The organism is Mycobacterium sp. NGS59, from assembly GCF_059812345.1.
In genome coordinates this window covers 86,209-104,964 of sequence record NZ_JCALCN010000019.1, presented here as the reverse complement: position 1 = coordinate 104,964, position 18,756 = coordinate 86,209, and the positions used below count along the sequence as shown (strand labels likewise).

20 protein-coding genes are annotated in these 18,756 nt (G+C 64.9%); 14 read left to right on the top strand and 6 right to left on the bottom strand.

The features are described 5' to 3' along the window. Positions 1-15: 15 nt before the first annotated feature. A complete protein-coding gene (locus AC5Y46_RS19470; protein WP_499946121.1) occupies positions 16-363 on the bottom strand; it encodes a Zn-ribbon domain-containing OB-fold protein in 348 nt (115 codons plus the stop codon). A gap of 71 nt (positions 364-434) precedes the next feature. Here AC5Y46_RS19470 and AC5Y46_RS19465 point away from each other — a divergent pair, with 71 nt between their 5' ends. Both AC5Y46_RS19465 and AC5Y46_RS19460 read left to right on the top strand, forming a co-directional pair. Next, the gene (locus AC5Y46_RS19465) at positions 435-1,625 is read left to right on the top strand and encodes a thiolase family protein (RefSeq protein WP_499946122.1); all 1,191 of its coding nucleotides are present in this window, start codon (positions 435-437) and stop codon (positions 1,623-1,625) included. A 474-nt stretch (positions 1,626-2,099) separates the two neighbouring features. Further along, the gene (locus AC5Y46_RS19460; RefSeq protein WP_499946123.1) at positions 2,100-2,591 is read left to right on the top strand and encodes a homocitrate synthase; all 492 of its coding nucleotides are present in this window, start codon (positions 2,100-2,102) and stop codon (positions 2,589-2,591) included. A gap of 15 nt (positions 2,592-2,606) precedes the next feature. Here the strand turns inward: AC5Y46_RS19460 and AC5Y46_RS19455 are convergent, their stop codons facing one another. Then, on the bottom strand, positions 2,607-4,085 hold the full coding sequence (locus AC5Y46_RS19455) for a cytochrome P450 (protein ID WP_499946124.1): 1,479 nt from the start codon (positions 4,083-4,085) through the stop codon (positions 2,607-2,609). Between the two features lie 117 nt (positions 4,086-4,202). Between AC5Y46_RS19455 and AC5Y46_RS19450 the strand changes: the two genes are divergently transcribed. Further along, positions 4,203-4,847, top strand: coding sequence for a TetR/AcrR family transcriptional regulator (locus AC5Y46_RS19450; RefSeq protein ID WP_499946125.1), 645 nt, complete (start codon positions 4,203-4,205; stop codon positions 4,845-4,847). Positions 4,848-4,873: 26 nt separating this feature from the next. Beyond that, positions 4,874-5,770 carry an SDR family oxidoreductase gene (locus tag AC5Y46_RS19445; RefSeq protein WP_499946126.1) on the top strand — a complete coding sequence of 299 codons (897 nt, stop codon included), beginning with the start codon at positions 4,874-4,876 and terminating at the stop codon, positions 5,768-5,770. Here AC5Y46_RS19445 and AC5Y46_RS19440 read toward each other — a convergent pair. Both AC5Y46_RS19440 and AC5Y46_RS19435 read right to left on the bottom strand, forming a co-directional pair. Continuing rightward, entirely contained in the window at positions 5,767-6,810 is a 1,044-nt protein-coding gene (locus AC5Y46_RS19440; RefSeq protein WP_499946127.1) for a DNA polymerase IV, read from the bottom strand. The genes AC5Y46_RS19445 and AC5Y46_RS19440 overlap by 4 nt on opposite strands. Next, a complete protein-coding gene (locus AC5Y46_RS19435) occupies positions 6,807-7,421 on the bottom strand; it encodes a TetR/AcrR family transcriptional regulator (protein WP_499946128.1) in 615 nt (204 codons plus the stop codon). Before AC5Y46_RS19435 ends, AC5Y46_RS19440 begins: the two co-directional genes overlap by 4 nt. A gap of 91 nt (positions 7,422-7,512) precedes the next feature. Between AC5Y46_RS19435 and AC5Y46_RS19430 the strand changes: the two genes are divergently transcribed. The 6 genes from AC5Y46_RS19430 (at position 7,513) to AC5Y46_RS19405 (ending at position 14,023) form a co-directional block, all read left to right on the top strand. Then, entirely contained in the window at positions 7,513-8,070 is a 558-nt protein-coding gene (locus AC5Y46_RS19430) for an NAD(P)H-dependent oxidoreductase (protein ID WP_499946129.1), read from the top strand. 513 nt (positions 8,071-8,583) lie between these two features. Beyond that, the gene (gene nrdH, locus AC5Y46_RS19425; protein WP_499946130.1) at positions 8,584-8,823 is read left to right on the top strand and encodes a glutaredoxin-like protein NrdH; all 240 of its coding nucleotides are present in this window, start codon (positions 8,584-8,586) and stop codon (positions 8,821-8,823) included. Positions 8,824-8,862: 39 nt separating this feature from the next. Then, a complete protein-coding gene (nrdI, locus tag AC5Y46_RS19420) occupies positions 8,863-9,324 on the top strand; it encodes a class Ib ribonucleoside-diphosphate reductase assembly flavoprotein NrdI (protein ID WP_499946131.1) in 462 nt (153 codons plus the stop codon). Next, positions 9,294-11,459 (top strand): class 1b ribonucleoside-diphosphate reductase subunit alpha, encoded by a 2,166-nt coding sequence (nrdE, locus tag AC5Y46_RS19415; protein WP_499946132.1) that lies wholly within the window; start codon positions 9,294-9,296, stop codon positions 11,457-11,459. The genes nrdI and nrdE overlap by 31 nt, the downstream gene beginning before the upstream one ends. Before the next feature lie 116 nt (positions 11,460-11,575). Beyond that, a complete protein-coding gene (locus AC5Y46_RS19410) occupies positions 11,576-12,319 on the top strand; it encodes a TetR/AcrR family transcriptional regulator (RefSeq protein ID WP_499946133.1) in 744 nt (247 codons plus the stop codon). Between the two features lie 147 nt (positions 12,320-12,466). Continuing rightward, the gene (locus AC5Y46_RS19405; protein ID WP_499946134.1) at positions 12,467-14,023 is read left to right on the top strand and encodes a flavin-containing monooxygenase; all 1,557 of its coding nucleotides are present in this window, start codon (positions 12,467-12,469) and stop codon (positions 14,021-14,023) included. Here AC5Y46_RS19405 and AC5Y46_RS19400 read toward each other — a convergent pair. Together AC5Y46_RS19400 and AC5Y46_RS19395 are read right to left on the bottom strand one after the other, a co-directional pair. After that, the gene (locus tag AC5Y46_RS19400; protein ID WP_499946135.1) at positions 14,013-14,552 is read right to left on the bottom strand and encodes a TetR/AcrR family transcriptional regulator; all 540 of its coding nucleotides are present in this window, start codon (positions 14,550-14,552) and stop codon (positions 14,013-14,015) included. The two genes, AC5Y46_RS19405 and AC5Y46_RS19400, sit on opposite strands and share 11 nt — an antisense overlap. Continuing rightward, on the bottom strand, positions 14,536-14,982 hold the full coding sequence (locus AC5Y46_RS19395) for an SRPBCC family protein (RefSeq protein WP_499946136.1): 447 nt from the start codon (positions 14,980-14,982) through the stop codon (positions 14,536-14,538). Before AC5Y46_RS19395 ends, AC5Y46_RS19400 begins: the two co-directional genes overlap by 17 nt. 80 nt (positions 14,983-15,062) lie before the next feature. On the opposite strand from AC5Y46_RS19395, the gene AC5Y46_RS19390 reads away from it, so the two are divergent. The 4 genes from AC5Y46_RS19390 (at position 15,063) to AC5Y46_RS19375 (ending at position 18,731) form a co-directional block, all read left to right on the top strand. Further along, positions 15,063-16,127, top strand: a complete 1,065-nt coding sequence (locus AC5Y46_RS19390) for a YncE family protein (protein ID WP_499946137.1) — start codon at positions 15,063-15,065, stop codon at positions 16,125-16,127. 50 nt (positions 16,128-16,177) lie between these two features. Further along, positions 16,178-16,951, top strand: coding sequence for an alpha/beta fold hydrolase (locus tag AC5Y46_RS19385; protein WP_499946138.1), 774 nt, complete (start codon positions 16,178-16,180; stop codon positions 16,949-16,951). 109 nt (positions 16,952-17,060) lie between these two features. Then, a complete protein-coding gene (nrdF, locus tag AC5Y46_RS19380) occupies positions 17,061-18,035 on the top strand; it encodes a class 1b ribonucleoside-diphosphate reductase subunit beta (RefSeq protein WP_499946139.1) in 975 nt (324 codons plus the stop codon). Between the two features lie 345 nt (positions 18,036-18,380). Beyond that, positions 18,381-18,731, top strand: a complete 351-nt coding sequence (locus AC5Y46_RS19375) for a DUF732 domain-containing protein (protein WP_499946140.1) — start codon at positions 18,381-18,383, stop codon at positions 18,729-18,731. Positions 18,732-18,756: the final 25 nt, after the last annotated feature.

The window sequence follows — 18,756 nt, the reverse complement described above, 5'->3', positions numbered from 1 at the left end:
GCTCGCGCCTCGGGCTCAGGCGGGCGCGAACAGCGGTGCTCCGCTGGAACCCTTCTCCGGCCGAAGCTGGACGGGCATTCCGCAGGTCACCGAATCCGGCTCGCAGTCAACGATATTGGCTGCGACACGCAGTCCGCTCTGTTCGCTGAGTTCGACCAGCGCGATGACGTACGGCGTGGGGATCTCCGGGTTGTACGGGTGGTGGTTGACCGTGTAGGTGAACACCGTCCCACGTCCCGAGACCGGCTTGGCCGTCAATTCGGCTGCGCAATCGCGGCAGGTACCGGTGGCGGGGTGCACCCACCGCGCGCACGTGTCGCAATGCTCCACGAGCAGTGGGGAGGTGGCCGACTCGGTTGTCACGACCAATACAGTACGCTCTACCGGATCCCTTCTTAGACGTGTGCGGCGCGTAGATGCTACGGACGGTGCAAGTGGAGTTCTTCGAAAAAGATGCGGTCCTGTCCGGCGTCGGCATCTCCCGGATCGGTCGTCGAACCGGCATCCCGGGACGGGATCTCACCATGGAGGCGGTCCGCGCCGCCATCGACGACGCGGGATTGGCGCCGGCCGATGTCGACGGAATCGCCACCTTGGGTGACACCCCGGCGGGGGAGGTCAACGCCGCGCTGCGGATCGATGCGAGCGACTGTGGCAGCGGTTTCGGCACCGGCGGGTTGCTGAGTCCGGTCATGTCGGCGTGCCGGGCGGTCGCCGAACGACGGGCACGGCATGTGGTGGTCTACCGGACCATCCAGATGCTCGGCGGCACCGTGCTGCCCCAGGACAAGAACGCGCCCGCCCCGCCGCTCGCGCGGATGTTCTCCACCCCCGAGGGTGAAGAGCGTCCCGCGGTCGGCGCGATGGACGACATCAACGATCTGATTGCGGCGCATGCCTATTCGGCTGCGAACTGGTTGGCCCTGCATTGCCGTCGGCATATGGACCTGTACGGGACCACCAAGGAACAACTAGGCTGGATCGCCCTCAACGGCCGGCGCAACGCCGCATTGAATCCCCGCGCGGTCTACCGGGACCCGATGACGATGTCCGATTACCTGGGTGCGCGGTTGGTGTCCACACCGTTCGGATTGCTCGATTGCGATGTGCCCATTGACGGCTCGATTGCAGTGGTGGTTTCGCACGCGGATTACGCCGACGACTGCCCGCACCGTGCCGTGCGGGTCGAGGCGATCGGCGGTTCCAACGGTGCCGGCGGATGGTTCCACCGCGATGACTATCCGAAGATGGCGATGTCGGACGCCACCGCGCAGATGTGGTCGCGAACGGAGTTGACGCCGAACGACATTCAGGTCGCCGAGTTGTACGACGGGTTCACCTATCTCACGCTCGCCTGGCTGGAGGCCATCGGGTTATGCGGTGACGGGGAGGCCGGCCCGTTCGTGGAAGGCGGCGTTCGCATCGCGCGTGACGGGCAGCTGCCGCTGAACACCTACGGCGGGCAGCTGTCGGCCGGTCGCATGCACGGCTATTGGGCGTTGCACGAAGGATGCCTGCAACTGCGCGGTGACGCCGGCGAGCGCCAGGTTTCGCAACGCCCCGAGGTCGGCGTGGTATCGGTGGGCGGCGGCCCGGTCGCAGGATGCATGTTGCTGACCTGCTGAGGCGCGTCACGCGGTGGGCAGGGCCACTACCCGTTGCGGGATGCCGGCCATACCGCCAACCGCTCACTGCGGATGTTCTATGCCTACATCCGGAAGTGGGGTGTCACGAAGTGTGCTACCGCAACCCACGGAGAACAACGCGAATGCGGCAAAGATGATCGCAGCGACGGTTTTGAAAGTCTTGCTCTTCGCTTTCATTCGGACTCGCCTTCCTCGCACCTGAACGCGGTTGGGTTGCGAACAGTGTCGTGATGTTATCGCCGCGATTGAACGGGGCTAGCCGTTTCGCGATATTGCACAGGAAATGCACTTGCGCCTGACGACAGCTGCGGTCTAACGTCTCCGATCGTGCGTCTTCTCGATCGTGCCGTAGTAGCCAGCACCCGCAGCGGGGTCTGATCCAGACCGACCCCCCGCTGTGGGTCGGAAGCTATTACCGTCGGTCGCTCCTTCGAGCCAGAGAAGACCGGCACCATGACCCTTTCCCCGCACGACTTCGACTGCACCGCCGACGTCTGGTTCGGACGCCAGTTCGGCGTCGAGCTGCCGCAGGGCCTGCGCACCCCGGCCGCCGCGATGACCTGGGAAGGGTTCGTCGCGACCTACGGCCGAGCCAACGGGCCGCTGCGGCTGGGTCGTTGGGCATGTACAGACCCCCAGCGGCCAGCCACCCGGCTGGGTCCACAGGCCCGGAATTTCCGTGCGGTGCTCGCCTTCGGCGATCGCATCGGCGCGTTGACCGCATCGGCGAGCGGGCCCATCGCGGCGCTCACCGCGATGCTGCACGAGCGCGGAATCTTGTTGGAAATCCAGAAGTTTCACCAGATGCATGCGGCCGGTCGCACCATGACGTTCGTCCGCGGCACCGACGGCGTCGGCGCCGAGTGGGCCATGGGCTGGGCGGATGATCCGACACAGTCGGCGCTACGGGCGGTGATCGCCTGCGCCAACCGGTTGCTGGCCTGACGGTGTCAGGCGGACTTACAACGGACGCAACACGATGTGCATGCCGTCCATCGGGACGGGCATGCCGCCGTAGTCCCAGCGCGGCTGGTAACCCGGGTACGGGAGTTCCAGGCGGTAGCGTCGCAACAGCCGGTGCAGGATCGTCTTGACCTCGAGCTGGCCGAACACCATCCCGATGCATTTGTGCGCGCCGCCGCCGAACGGGGTGAACGCATACCGGTGCCGCTTGTGCTCGTTGCGGGGCTCGGTGAAACGCTCCGGGTCGAACTTCATCGGGTCCGTCCAGAATTCGGGCAACCGGTGATTCATCCCCGGGAACGCCGTGACGTTGGTGCCCTTGGGTAGATAGTGACCCACCAGCTCGGTGTCGCGGACCGTGCGGCGCATCGCCCACTGCACGGGCGTCACCAACCGGATCGATTCGTTGAGCACCAGGTCCAACGACTCCAGCTTCTCCAACGATTCGATGTCCAACGGACCGTCGCCGAGTCGGTCGGATTCGTCGCGGCAACGCTGCTGCCATTCGGGGTTGGCGGCCAGGTAGTAGATCATCGTGGTGGCCGTGGACGTCGACGTGTCGTGGGCGGCCATCATCAAAAAGATCATGTGGTTGACGACATCCTCGTCGGAGAACTTGTTGCCGTCCTCGTCCTCGGTCTGACACAGCACGGTCAGCAGGTCGTTGCCATCTTTGCCGCGACGCTCCTTAACCCGCTCCTCGAAATAGTTCTCCAGCAACTCGCGGGCTTTGAGCCCCCGCCACCACGTGAACGGCGGTACCCCGGCCCGGATGACGGCGTTGCCGGCGCGGGTCGTCGTGGTGAACGCCTTGTTCACCTTGGTGACCAGCTCGCGGTCGCTACCCGGCTCGTGACCCATGAAGACCATGGATGCGATATCCAGGGTCAGTTCCTTCATCGCCGGATAGAGCAGGAACCGGGGGTCGTTGGTCACCCAGTCGTTGCTGACGACCTTCGACACCACCTGGTCGATATGTTCGACGTAGCCGACCAGCCGGGACCGGATGAACGCCTCCTGCATGATCCGCCGGTGGAACATGTGCTCTTCGAAGTCGAGCAACATCAGTCCGCGGCGGAAGAACGGGCCGATCACCGGCGTCCAGCCCTGCTGCGAATAGTCCTTGTTGCGGTTGGAGTAGATGGTCTGCGCGGCATCGGGACCCAGCGCCACGACGAACGGCATCACCGGCGAGTCCGCGAAGACCACCGGCCCCTTGTTCTCGTAGAGGAACATCAAGTAGTCCGGGCCACCGCGGAGCATTTCGATCATGTGCCCCAGGATCGGCAGCCCGCGGTCGCCGACGACCGGCTTGAGGCCACTGTCCGGCGGGGGATCGGCGAGCCGCGTCTCGGGGAATTGGACGTCTCGCAGCTTGCGCTCGACCAGGGCCATACCCGGGAAATTGTTGAACGACGGCGTCAACCGCCGCTGCGCCTGATCGAGCAGATAAGCGGGGGTGCTGATTGTCGTCATTGACACGCTCCTTCGCGGCTGTGGCGGCCGTCACTACCGTCCATCCTCGGGATGAAGTTGACGGCTGTCAAGTTTTGTTGCGGGCGGCATGGTGCAATGGTCAGGTGGTGATCGGGAGTGAATAGCAACGCAGCGAGTCGGGATGACGGCGCGCCACTGCGGCGACGCGGTGACAAGCACCGCGTGGCGATCATGCAGGCGGTCCGTGAGCTCCTGCAGGAGCGGCCGTTCGCTGAGTTGTCGGTCAGCACCATCAGCCTGCGAGCGGGTGTGGCCCGCTCCGGCTTCTACTTCTACTTCGACTCGAAGTATTCGGTGCTCGCGCAGATCCTGGCCGAGGCCGCCGAAGAACTCGAGGAACTCACCCAGTATTTCGCGCCCCGCCAGCCCGGTGAGTCGCCGGAACAATTCGCCAAGCGAATGGTCGGCAGCGCAGCGGTGGTCTACGCGAACAACGATCCGGTGATGACCGCGTGCAACGCGGCCCGTCAAACCGACGTCGAGATCCGCGAAATTCTGGACAAGCAGTTCGAAACGCTGTTGGGCCAGATCGTGAACATCGTCGATGCCGAGGTCAAAGCCGGGACAGCGCAACCGATCAGCGACGACCTGCCGATCTTGATTCGTACCCTGGCGGGGACCACCGCGTTGATGCTCACCGGGGACCCCATACTCGTCGGCCGGGACGACGATGTGGAACGTCGGGTGCGGGTGCTGGAACAGCTGTGGCTGAACGCGCTGTGGGGCGGTCCCAGTCGGTAGGGTTCCCGCGCCGTATCGTCTCGACCATGGCGCAGCAGAATTCAGCAGCAAAGCGGTATTTCGCCGGGAAGCGGTGCTTCGTGACGGGTGCGGCCAGCGGTATCGGCCGTGCCACGGCGTTGCGACTGGCCGCGCAGGGGGCTGAGCTGTATCTGACCGACCGCGACGCGGACGGCCTGACTCAGACGGTGGCCGACGCTCGGGCGCTGGGCGCGGAGGTGCCCGCCTATCGCGTCCTGGACATCTCCGACTACGAGCAGGTGTCGGCGTTCTCCGTCGACATCCATACCACGCACGGCAGCATGGACGTGGTGCTCAACATCGCCGGCGTCTCGGCGTGGGGCACCGTCGACCGGTTGTCGCACCAACAATGGAACAAGATGGTCGCGATCAACCTGATGGGTCCCATCCACGTGATCGAGTCGTTCGTCCCGCAAATGGTCGCGGCCGGCCGGGGCGGACATGTGGTCAACGTGTCCTCGGCGGCGGGACTGGTCGCGCTGCCGTGGCATGCCGCTTACAGCGCAAGCAAATTCGGCTTGCGCGGACTTTCCGAAGTGTTGCGCTTCGACCTGGCCCGCCACCGCATCGGGGTGTCGGTCGTGGTGCCGGGTGCGGTGAAGACGCCGCTGGTCAACACCGTCGAAATCGCCGGGGTGGACCGCGAGGACCCGCAGGTCGCCCGCTGGGTCGACCGTTTCAGCGGCCATGCCGTCTCACCGGAACGGGCAGCCGAGAAAATCCTGGCCGGGGTCGCCAAGAACCGGTATCTCATCTACACCTCGCCGGACATCCGGGCGCTGTATGCGTTCAAACGGCTGGCGTGGTGGCCTTACAGCGTGGCGATGCGCCAGGTCAATTCGATCTTCACGCGGGCGCTGCGGCCTGGTCCGCCGACCCGCGGGCTCGAATCGGGCGCCTAGTGCGGCATCTGGAGTTCTAGGCGCACCCCGAGCAGTCGGACGGGGCGATCCAGTTCGAACAGATCCAGGACGCGCACGGCGGCGGTGACGATGACGTCGGCATCGGTGGTCGGTGCGTCGAGTTTGCGGATCTTGGTGCGGGTGTAGAACGTCGCGGTGCGCACCGTGACCGCGACGCGTGTGACGACGCGGCCCTCGTTCACCACATCTGTCAGGGTCTGGCGCGCCAAATCGGCTATCGCCGAATCCATTTCAGCCCGCTCGGTCAGGTCGCGCGGAAACGTGATCACGTGGCTGCGTGAGCGCGGCACCCACGGTTCGGCGCTGACGCCGGTGTCCCCACCGCCCTTGGCCAGTAGCAGCAGCCACAGGCCGGTGCGCGGCCCGAACGTCGACGTCAGCAGCTCGCCATCGGCATGAGCGAGTTGTCGGACCGTCGAGATACCCAGAGCGGCAAGCTTTTTCGTGGTCTTGGGCCCCACGCCCCAGAGTGCGTCGACCGGGCGCTCGGCCATCAGCGTCATCCAGTTGGCGTCGGTGAGCGCAAAGATGCCAGCCGGTTTCGCGTACCCGGTCGCGATCTTGGCGCGCTGTTTGTTGTCGCTGATGCCGACCGAGCAGGACAGGCCGGTTTCCGACGACACCACGGTGCGGATCTGCTCGGCGACGGTTGCCGGGTCGCCGGCGACTCCGACGTACGCCTCGTCCCAGCCCCACACTTCGACGGGATGCCCGAGGTCGCGCAGCAATCCCATCACCTGCTCGGAGGCGGCGTCGTAGGCGGCGGAATCCGAGGGGAGGAACGTCGCGTCCGGGCAACGGCGGGCGGCGGCTCGCAGCGGCATGCCGGCGTGCACCCCGTATTCGCGGGCCTCATAGGAGGCGCAGGTGACGACCTTGCGCGGTTCGGCCGGGTCGCCGTTGCCGCCGACGATCACGGGCAGCCCGACCAACTCAGGGTGACGACGCAATTCCACCGAGGCCAGGAACTGGTCGAGGTCTACATGCAGGACCCAGCGGTGGCTTCCGGGGGTGGTCACCGCCCGCACAGCTTGCCGGCCAGGCTCGCCCAGGCGTCGCCCAACGTCTGTTGGGTGTGGCCGCCGTCGGTGAGTTGGTGTTCGACGTAGTCGACGTCGAGCAGGGCCAGCAGCGCGTCGGTCTGCGCGTCGAGGTCGCCGGTGCTGTGGGCCGCCTGCAGCAGGACCTGGACATGGCGGCGTTGCACGGCAGCCGCGCCGATGCGGCGGGTATGCGGGTCGCGGTTGGCGGCCGACAGCAACTCGTGGTGGGTGTGCACGAAGCAGATCCGCTCCCGGCCGAACGCGATGAGCCGATCCAATGGCGGCGCGTCCGGCCCCAGCGGTGGCGGACCGAACAGGAATGCCTGCTGGCTGGCCTTTTCGTCCTCGTCGAGCAGTTCCATCATCAGCCCGGCACGGCTGCCGAAACGGCGGAACACCGTGCCCTTGCCCACGCCCGCGGCAGCCGCGACGTCGTCCATGGTGACCGCGTCGGCACCGCGTTCCCGCACGAGCTTGCGGGCCGCCGCCAGCAGTAGTGCGCGATTGCGTGCGGCGTCGCTGCGCACTTGTTGCGGCTGTTGCAGGGTGGGTACCGGTAGCCCTCTGGACACCTCGATACCGGTCACCTCTGCACTGTATCGCGGCCGGCCGGAATAAATCGGACTACAGTCCGGTTTCGTCGTGCGAGGATGTAATCGACCAGAAGGGGACGTAGTGATGACCGATATCAAGATCGTGGCCTTGGTGGGCAGCTTGCGCGCCGAATCGATCAACCGCCAGATCGCTGCGCTCGCCACAGAGGTGGCCCCCGACGGCGTGACTGTCACGGTGTTCGAGGGATTGGCGGATCTGCCGTTCTACAACGAGGACTTCGACCCCGCGGTCGGTGCGAAGAATGACGAGCACCCTGCGGTCGCCGCGCTGCGGGCCGCCGCGAGTGACGCGGACGCCGCTCTGGTGGTCACCCCGGAATACAACGGCACCATGCCCGCGGTGCTCAAGAACGCCATCGACTGGTTGTCGCGCCCGTTCGGCAACGGCGCGCTGAAGGGCAAACCGCTGGCGGTCATCGGCGGGTCGCTGGGGCAATACGGCGGAGTGTGGGCACACGACGACACCCGCAAGTCGTTCGGGATCGCCGGGGCGCGCGTTGTCGAGGCCATCAAGCTGTCGGTGCCGTTCAAGTCGTTGGGCGGCAACCCCCCGGCCCAGAATGCGGAGTTGTCGGCCAGCGTTGCGGACGTGGTCGGCAAGCTCGCCACCGAGGTCGGTTGAGCCGTCGATTCGCCGAGGGCGTCAGCCGATCGCCTGCTGCGCGTCAAAAGCTCTAGTCAAAGCCGTCGACACTGGTGTCGGCGGCTTTGCTGGTGGCTGGGCGTATGGCTCAGCGAATCCGGGGTTGTCGGTGGTCGCTGATATACCGGGTCCCATGCGAAGCCGCTGTACACCCCTGGGTCGGAATGTGATCTGCGACACGCCGACGACACGCCCGGCTCAGGCTTACGACCTGGGAATTTCAAGAATGTTGTTTCGAACATCTTGTATCTCATTGTGTTATCACCCCCTAGGTGTAGTGTTCCGAGGACCGGCAGATCCCAGGTTCACCGGGTCCCCACAGGTCAGCGAGGGCACGATGAGCTTCCCGGAATCGGCGTCGAAGGGTCAGGCGACCCGGAGTCCGCAGCACGGGAATCTGGAAGCCTGCCGGAGCGCTGAAAGTAGTGCAGAAGTACCACCAGAGTCGTTGCCAGTCCCGTCGAACTTCCCCCGCAAAGGAGCGGTACGCCCATGAGCATCACCGTTTACAGCAAGCCGGCTTGCGTGCAGTGCGTCGCCACCTACAAGGCGCTGGACAAGCAGGGCGTCGCCTACCAGAAGGTGGACATCACCCTGGACACCGAGGCGCGCGACTACGTGATGGCGCTCGGTTATCTGCAGGCGCCCGTCGTGGTGACCGAGCACGACCACTGGTCCGGTTTCCGGCCCGACCGCATCAAGGCACTCGCCGACTCGGCGTTGAGCGCCTAGAGCGGGCAGACGAACAAGTAAGGAAGGTTGCGGTGTGTGATGGACATCTCGGACATCCCCGGGCGCAACCTGGTGTACTTCTCGTCCGTGTCGGAGAACACCCACCGCTTCGTGCAGAAGCTGGGTGTTCCCGCCACGCGGATACCCCTGCATGGCCGCATTGAGGTCGACGAGCCGTATGTGCTGGTGCTGCCGACCTACGGCGGCGGGCGGGCCACCCCGGATATCAACGACGGCGGCTACGTCCCCAAGCAGGTCATCGCGTTCTTGAACAACGAGCACAACCGCTCGCTGATCCGCGGAGTCATCGCCGCGGGCAACAACAACTTCGGTGCCGAATTCGCCTACGCGGGCAACGTGGTGTCCCGCAAGTGCGGTGTTCCGTACCTGTACCGCTTCGAACTCATGGGCACCCAGGACGACGTCGACGCCGTCCGTGCGGGCCTGGCTCAATTCTGGAAGGAACAGACGTGCCACCAACCGTCACTGCAGAGCCTGTAACCACCGGCACGCACGCGTTGCAGAACGAAACGGATTATCACGCGCTCAACGCGATGCTGAATCTGTACGACGCCGACGGCAGGATTCAGTTCGACAAGGACGTGCTGGCTGCCCGCCAGTATTTCCTGGAGCACGTCAACCAGAACACGGTGTTCTTCCACAATCAGGACGAGAAGCTCGACTACCTGATCCGCGAAAACTATTACGAGCGTGAGGTTCTCGACCAGTACTCGCGCAACTTCGTCAAGACGTTGCTGGACCGCGCGTACGCCAAGAAGTTCCGCTTCCCGACGTTCCTGGGCGCATTCAAGTACTACACGTCCTACACACTGAAGACCTTCGACGGAAAGCGCTATTTGGAGCGCTTCGAGGACCGCGTCGTCATGGTCTCGCTCACCCTTGCGGCCGGTGACACTGCCCTGGCCGAGAAGCTGGTGGACGAGATCATTGACGGCCGGTTCCAGCCGGCCACCCCGACGTTCCTGAATTCGGGGAAAAAGCAACGGGGAGAGCCGGTCTCGTGCTTTCTCCTTCGCATCGAGGACAATATGGAGTCGATCGGCCGCTCCATCAACTCCGCACTGCAGCTGTCCAAGCGAGGCGGCGGAGTTGCGTTGCTGCTGACCAACATTCGCGAGCACGGCGCGCCGATCAAGAACATCGAAAACCAGTCCTCGGGCGTCATCCCGATCATGAAGCTGCTGGAGGACTCGTTCTCCTACGCCAACCAGCTGGGTGCGCGGCAGGGCGCCGGCGCGGTGTACCTCAACGGACACCACCCCGACATCTACCGCTTCCTGGACACCAAGCGGGAGAACGCCGACGAGAAAATCCGGATCAAGACGCTGAGCCTGGGCGTGGTGATCCCTGACATCACCTTCGAGCTGGCCAAGAAGAACGAGGACATGTACCTGTTCTCGCCGTACGACGTCGAGCGCGTCTACGGGATGGCCTTCGCCGACATCTCGGTGACCGAGAAGTACTACGAGATGGTCGACGACGCACGCATCCGCAAGACCAAGATCAAGGCGCGCGAGTTCTTTCAGACGCTGGCCGAGCTGCAGTTCGAGTCCGGTTACCCGTACATCATGTTCGAGGACACGGTGAACCGGGCCAATCCGATTGAAGGCAAGATCACCCACTCGAATTTGTGCTCGGAGATCCTGCAGGTGTCGACGCCGTCGTTGTTCAACGAGGACCTGTCCTACGCCAAAGTGGGCAAAGACATTTCGTGCAACCTGGGGTCGCTGAACATCGCCAAGACGATGGACTCGCCGGACTTCGCCCAGACGATCGAGGTATCGATCCGCGCACTGACCGCGGTGAGCGACCAGACCCACATCACCTCGGTGCCCTCAATCGAGCAGGGCAACAACGATTCTCATGCGATCGGGCTGGGGCAGATGAACCTGCACGGGTACCTGGCGCGCGAGGGGATCTTCTACGGTTCCGAAGAAGGCATCGACTTCACCAACATCTACTTCTACTCGGTGCTCTACCACGCGCTGCGGGCCTCTAACCGCCTCGCCATCGAACGTGGCACCCACTTCAAGGGTTTCGAGAAGTCCAAGTACGCCTCGGGGGAGTTCTTCGACAAGTACACCGAACAGGTGTGGGAGCCGCAGACCGAGAAGGTGCGTCAACTCTTCGCCGACGCGGGGATTCGCATCCCGAACCAGGACGATTGGAAGCGGCTCAAGGAGTCGGTGCAGCAGCACGGCATCTACAACCAGAACCTGCAGGCGGTGCCACCGACCGGGTCGATCTCTTACATCAACCACTCGACGTCCTCGATCCACCCGATCGTGTCGAGGGTGGAGATCCGCAAGGAAGGCAAGATCGGCCGGGTCTACTACCCGGCGCCGTACATGACCAACGACAACCTGGAGTACTACCAGGACGCGTACGAGATCGGCTACGAGAAGATCATCGACACCTACGCCGCGGCCACTCAGCATGTGGATCAAGGTCTTTCGCTGACTTTGTTCTTCAAGGACACCGCCACCACCCGTGATGTCAACAAGGCGCAGATCTACGCCTGGCGCAAGGGCATCAAGACGCTGTACTACATCCGGCTTCGACAGATGGCGCTGGAAGGGACTGAGGTGGAGGGTTGCGTCAGCTGCATGCTGTGAGCGCCCGCGCCGAGTGTGCCATCCACGACGGATCAGCGCGTGTTGCGTCGTGACATTCACGCTCGGCGCAGCGAGGAACGGCAGGTCAGCGGCGCCCAAGCGGTAAGGTGCTTGACGTGGTGCGAGTGCCTCGACCTTCTTTACCTCACCCCGGCCCCAAGCCGGCGGTGAAAGTCGACGCGCGCAGCGAACGTTGGCGCGAACACCGCAAGAAGGTACGCAACGAGATCGTCGATGCGGCGTTCCGGGCGATCGACCGGCTCGGTCCCGAGCTGAGCGTGCGGGAGATCGCCGAAGAAGCGGGCACCGCCAAGCCGAAGATCTACCGGCATTTCACCGACAAGTCCGACTTGTTCCTGGCCATCGGGGAGCGGCTGCGGGACATGCTGTGGGCGGCGATCTTCCCGTCCATCAACCTGGCCACCGACTCGGCGCGCGAGGTGATCCACCGCGCGGTCGAAGAGTTCGTCAACCTGCTCGACCAGCATCCCAATGTGATGCGGGTGTTTATCTCGGGCAGCTCCAGCGCGCAGTCGAACGCGACGGTGAAGACCCTCAATGAGGGCCGGGAGATCACGCTGACCATCGCGGAGATGTTCAACAACGAGCTGCGCGACATGGAGCTGAACAAGGCGGCGTTGGAACTGGCTGCGTTCTCGGCGTTCGGCTGCGCCGCCTCAGCCACCGAGTGGTGGCTGGGTCCCGGACCCGACAGTCCCCGCGCCATGACACGCGAGCAGTTCGTGGCGCAACTGACCACGATCATGATGGGCGTCATCGTCGGCACCGCCGAAACGATGGGCATCACGCTGGACCCGGACAAGCCCATCCACGACGCGCTGCCCGCCGCTCTGCCGTGAGCTGACTCGCACCCGCGTTGACATCGCGGAGGCGGAGGATAAGATTCGGACTAACCGATACCCGTGGTACTGGGTATCTGCGTTTCAGCGGTCGACCCGGGCCGTCCGACGGTCTCGGGGCGGCCACGACAAGAGAGATCAGTAACCATGACTGACGTCGTGACGCCGGCGGTAGAAGAATCCGGCAAACCTCGGTCGGACAAACCGCCGGTACACACCCGGGTCCTGATCATCGGCACCGGGTTCTCCGGGCTCGGCATGGCCATCGCGCTGCAGAAGCAAGGGGTCGATTTCGTCATCCTGGAAAAGGCCGCCGATATCGGCGGGACCTGGCGGGACAACACCTACCCCGGATGCGCCTGCGACATCCCCTCGCATCTGTACTCGTTCTCCTTCGAGCCCAAGCCCGACTGGAAGAATCCGTTCTCCTTCCAGCCCGAGATCCTGGATTACCTCAAGGGCGTCACCGAGAAGTACGGACTGCGTCGACACATTGAATTCAACTCGCTGGTCGACCGTGGCCACTGGGACGACGACGAGTACCGCTGGCATGTCTTCACCGCCGACGGACGCGAATACGTCGCGCAGTTCCTGGTGTCAGGGGCGGGGGCGCTGCACATCCCGTCGTTCCCCGACATCGACGGACGCGACGAATTCCTGGGTCCGGCGTTTCACTCCGCGGAGTGGGACCACAGCGTCGACCTGACCGGTAAGCGGGTCGCGATCATCGGCACCGGCGCCAGCGCCATTCAGATCGTGCCCGAGATCGTCGGTGACGTCGCCGAACTGCAGCTCTACCAGCGCACCCCGCCGTGGGTGGTGCCGCGCTCGAACCCGGAGATCCCCAAAGCGCTGCGGACGGCAATGGAGAACGTTCCGGGGTTGCGTGCGCTGGTGCGTCTGGCCATCTACTGGGGGCAGGAGGCGCTGGCGATCGGCATGACCAAGCGGCCGAATGCCCTGAAATTCATCGAGGCGTACTGCAAGTGGAACGTGTTCCGGTCGGTGCGGGACCGCGAACTGCGCCGCAAGTTGATCCCGAACTACCGCATCGGCTGCAAGCGCATCTTGAACTCGTCCACCTATTACGCAGCGCTTGCCAGCCCGAATGCCGAGGTCATCACCGATGGCATCGCGAAGATCACTCGCGACGGGATCCTCACCCACGACGGCCGCGAGCGGAAAGTGGACGTCATCGTCTACGCCACCGGCTTTCACGTCACCGACTCCTACACCTACGTCGACATCAAGGGCCAGCACGGTGAGGACCTGGTGGACCGCTGGAACCGCGAGGGCATCGGCGCCCACCGCGGTGTCACCGTCGCCGACGTGCCCAACCTGTTCTTCCTGCTGGGACCCAACACCGGCCTGGGGCACAACTCGGTGGTGTTCATGATCGAGTCCCAGATCCGCTACGTCGCCGACGCGATCGCCAAGTGCGACAAGAAGGGCGCGCAGGCGCTGGCTCCCACCCGCGAAGCGCAGGACCGGTTCAACGACGCGCTGCAACACAAGTTGTCCGAGTCGGTGTGGAATACCGGCGGGTGCGCGAGCTGGTATCTGGACGAGCACGGCAAGAACACCGTGTTGTGGGGCGGATACACCTGGCAGTACTGGCGGGCCACCCGATCGGTCAAACCCGAGGAGTACCAGTTCTTCGGGGTCGGCAAGGACGCTCGCCGCGAACTTTCGGCTAGTGCCTGAGCAGGTTCTCGAAGGCCTTCGCGGCCGCGTCGACGCCGGCTTCGTCGTCGGTGGCGACGAGGTCGAGTAACAGTCCGCGGATCACGGCGAGCCCCAGTCGCACCATTGCACGATCGGCGGTTCCGGCGGTGACGTCGTCGGCCTCGGCAAGCCACCCGTCGACAGCGCCGGGAACCATCTGCCCGAACGGGGTTTCGCCCTGCGCCGCCCGCGAGTAGCACTCGAAGAACAACCGTTCCAGCCGTCGCAGTTCGGGTCGGCGGACGTCGGCCCACATGGCGGCGAAACTGTCGGCCGGGCCGGGCGGCAGTTCGGGCAGCAACCCCATCTGTCTGCGCTCGACCTGCTCCACCACCGCCACCAACAGATTTTCCCGAGAACCGAAGTGGTGCAACAGCATTCGATGGCTGGTACCGACGGCCGCGGCGACATCGCGCAGCGAGCGGTCACCCACACCGCGCGTGGCGAACTCCTCGACCAGGGCGTCCAGCAGCTGTTGGCGCCGTTGAAGGTCAGGCGTGCGGACCATGCGCGCGGCTGCGCTCCTCGGCCCGGCGCTTCAGGCCGCTGGCCTCCATGGCGAGGTAGCGCCTAGTCATGTTGGTCATCAGCCGGCCTATCAACGCGCCCAGCACGCCGGACTGCTCGATCTGTTGACGGACCAACGTGGTGCCGTCCGTTCGGGGGATGACGTCGTGGCGTGCGCGCGCCAGGGCGCCGGGGGAGCGCTGTTCCCAGGTCCAGGACACGCCTGGCTCGATGTCGGTCACCGTCCACACCAGCTTGCCCATCCGGGGTTGCTTGATCGCGAACCGCTTACCGACGGCGAGAGCGGGCCCGTCCAGTGCGGCCAGCGAAGTGACCGACTCGGTCCACTCCGGCCACCGTTGGACGTCGCTGAACACCTCCCATACGGTTTCCGGCGGTGCATCGATCTCGGCGCTGTGCTCCGTATTCATGTACCAGATGGTACATGATTCATTGCAGCTTCGCCTACGGCTCAGGTATTGCGTGGCCCACCAGTGGGTATCACCCGCGTGTGATTCGAAAGCTGTGCGCCGGTTTGGCTTTGCTCGCGTTAGCGGCTTGCGGCCACAACGACGCGGCGACGTCGGCTGCCGGGTCGACCACGACCGGCATGCTGCCGGCGGGGGTGCCGACCGAGGGCAGCCGTCCGCCGGCCGTGAAGTTGCCGACGGCCGCCGAACCGCTCAAGGCGCCGGCGCCGGATGCGCCGGTGGGGCGGACCATCGCGGTGGGGCATACCCCGGAAGGAATCGTGGTCGATGCACCGACGCGGACGGTCGCCGTCGCTACCCATGATCCCAACGAGCTGGTGTTCCTCAACGCCGATTCCGGTGCCGTCACGGGCCGAATTCCGTTGCCGGGCAGAGTTCGTCATCTTCAGCTCGCGGCCGCCGGCGGTCCGGTACTGGTTCCGGTCGAGTCGGCCGATTCGCTGGTGCGTGTCGACCTGCCGTCTGGGCCCGCGCACGCGCCGATCCGCACCGGCACCGAACCGCACGACGCCGCCGCGGCATCCAACGGGACCGTCTTCGTCGCCAACGAACTCGGTGGCACCGTGGCCGTGTTGCGCGGCGAGCAGATCGTGAAGGTCTTCACCGACAGCGTTCAGCCGGCCGGGACCGCGGCGGTCGGCACCTCGATGGGCGTGGTGGACGTACGCAAGAACGACCTCACCGTCTACGACGCCGAACGCTTGACCATCGTCGGTTCCGCCCCGGCCGGCGCGGGACCCACCCACCTGGTCGCCGACCGACATGGGCGGATGATCGCGATCGACACTCGCGGCAACGCCGTCCGACTGTTCACGCCGCTACCCACACCCCGCGAGGTGGCCAGATTCGACCAGGCCGGCGGCCCGTACGGGGTCGCCTACGACTGGTCGCGTGACCGGCTGTGGGTGGCGTCGTCGGGCACCAACGAAGTCGTCGGCTACGACATGAGCGGACCGAATCCTGTTCCGATGCAACGCTTTCCGACAGTGCAGAATCCGTACACGCTCGGAGTCGACCCGGCCACCGGCAGGTTGTTCGTCGCCGGAGTGTCCGGCGGGGTGGTGCAGATCATCGACTCGGGTTGAGCCGCCGGCCGCTGGGTACCCCGCCACGACACGAGGGGGAGCAAGCAGCGATGAAGTTCATCCGCCGGGGATCCGGTCGACCGCTGCTGCTGGTGCACGGCCTCGGATCCAATTGGCGCAACTGGGAATCCGTGCTGCCGCAGCTGACGGCACGCCGGGACGTGATCGCGGTGGACCTGCCGGGGTTCGGTGACAGCGCGCCGCTGCCGGGGGAGACCACCATCGCCTCGCTGACCGATGCCGTCGAAGCCTTCATCGCCGCGCACCGCCTCGGTGATATCGACATCGTGGGCAGTTCGATGGGCGCCCGGATGGTCCTGGAACTGGCGCGACGAGGCCACGCCGGGACGGTGGTGGCGCTCGATCCCGGCGGCTTCTGGACCGACGCGCAACAGAAGGTCTTCCACGCGACCATCGGCGCATCGATCGCGCTGATCCGCCGCATCCAGCCGCTGTTACCGGCGCTGACCCGCAGCAGCGCCGGCCGGACCGCGCTGCTGCTGCAGTTCTCGGCCCAACCGTGGCGCCTGTCGCCCGACCTGGTGCTGCAGGAACTGCGGAGTTTCGACCGCGCGACGCGCCTCGACGAAGCACTGCACGCGCTGGTCCATGGTCCCAAGCAGCAGGGCGCGCCGGCCGGGTCGCTCAACGGTCGCGTCGTCATCGGCTGGGGCCGAAACGACCGCGTGACACCGCCCAGCCAGGCCCGCCGCGCTCGAGAAGCGTTTCCCGACGCCACGCTGCACTGGTTCGAGCGGTGCGGGCACTTCCCGCACTGGGATCAGCCCGAGCGCGCTGTCCAGCTGATCCTGGACTCGACATAGCGACACGCGAACACAACCCCTTGTGTTGCACGGGCTTGTCGGACCCCAGGGGTAGTGTTTGTGGCCTAAGCAACACAGCCCCATTCGGCCTGGTGAAGTGGAGTTCGGCGTGACTGGAAATGCAAAGCTGATCGACCGCGTCTCAGCGATCAACTGGAACCGTCTGCAGGACGAAAAAGACGCCGAGGTGTGGGACCGGCTGACCGGCAACTTCTGGCTGCCGGAGAAGGTGCCGGTGTCCAACGACATTCCGTCCTGGGGCACGCTGACCGCCAACGAGAAGCAGCTCACCATGCGGGTGTTCACCGGCCTGACCATGCTGGACACCATCCAGGGCACCGTGGGTGCGGTCAGTCTGATCCCCGACGCGCTGACCCCGCACGAGGAGGCGGTGTACACCAACATCGCGTTCATGGAGTCGGTGCACGCCAAGAGCTACAGCCAGATCTTCTCCACCCTGTGCTCGACCGCCGAGATCGACGACGCGTTCCGCTGGTCGGAGGAGAACCCGAATCTGCAGCGCAAGGCCGAGATCGTGCTGGAGTACTACCGCGGTGACGAACCCCTCAAGCGCAAGGTGGCCTCCACACTGCTGGAGAGCTTCCTGTTCTACTCCGGTTTCTACCTGCCGATGTACTGGTCGAGCCGGGCCAAGCTGACCAACACCGCCGACATGATCCGGCTGATCATTCGCGACGAGGCGGTGCACGGCTACTACATCGGCTACAAGTACCAGCGCGGTCTGGCGCTGGAGGACGAGGCGAAGCGTTCGGAGCTCAAGGACTACACCTATGAGCTGCTCTTCGAGCTCTACGACAACGAGGTCGAGTACACCCAGGACCTCTACGACGACGTCGGGTTGACCGAGGACGTCAAGAAGTTCCTGCGCTACAACGCCAACAAAGCGCTGATGAACCTCGGGTACGAGGCGCTGTTCCCGCGCGACGAGACCGACGTCAACCCCGCGATCCTCTCGGCGCTGTCACCGAACGCCGACGAGAACCACGACTTCTTCTCCGGGTCGGGGTCGTCGTACGTGATCGGCAAGGCTGTGGTCACCGAGGACGAGGACTGGGACTTCTAAAGGCGCAGCTCAGCGGGCGTTAATTTCCGCCGCGAGGTTCAACGCCAGCTAACGGACTGCGCAGGTGCTGCTATCAGTGCGGCGGCACTTCTTGCCCACATTGCGACCTGCTCTAGTGAGCTGGCACTCGTGCAGGCTTATGAGACCAAGCAAGGCAAGCGCTACCGGGTCGTCGGCGCGTCACCCCGTGGATTGTTGCGCCCGTCGGCTGCTGCCAGCAGGACTTTCTTAACCCGACTCGAAACGTGTCACGGCGACGCTGGAGTCACACTAATGTACGAGCTTGGCGGGTCGGAACCGCTTAGGAATGGAAGGCCAACACCTCATTAAGGGGAAAGACCCGTCATGAACACTGTCAAGACGGCAGCCTTCGTGCTGCTCATGGCTGTCGGTGTCAGCGCCGCCGGTTACGCGACTAGCGCCCCGCCAGCAGCTCAGGCCGACCCCAATTGCACAGAAGACTGTGGCGTGGACAAAGGCCAGTTCCAGTTGCCTTCTCTTTACATGCAGGGTGGCCTACAACCGCCGTTCGACATACCCCATGCGATCAGCACGTCGCATGCCATTTGCGACCGCCTGACTAAGGGAGCGACCCGCGACCAGGTTCGCTCGATTGCCGGGGACGGCTCACCACAGCAACAGGATGTCGTGATCAACGCCGCCATCAAGGTCTACTGCCCCGGAGTCAACGCATAAGGCACGCAATAGCGGCGGTGGGCCC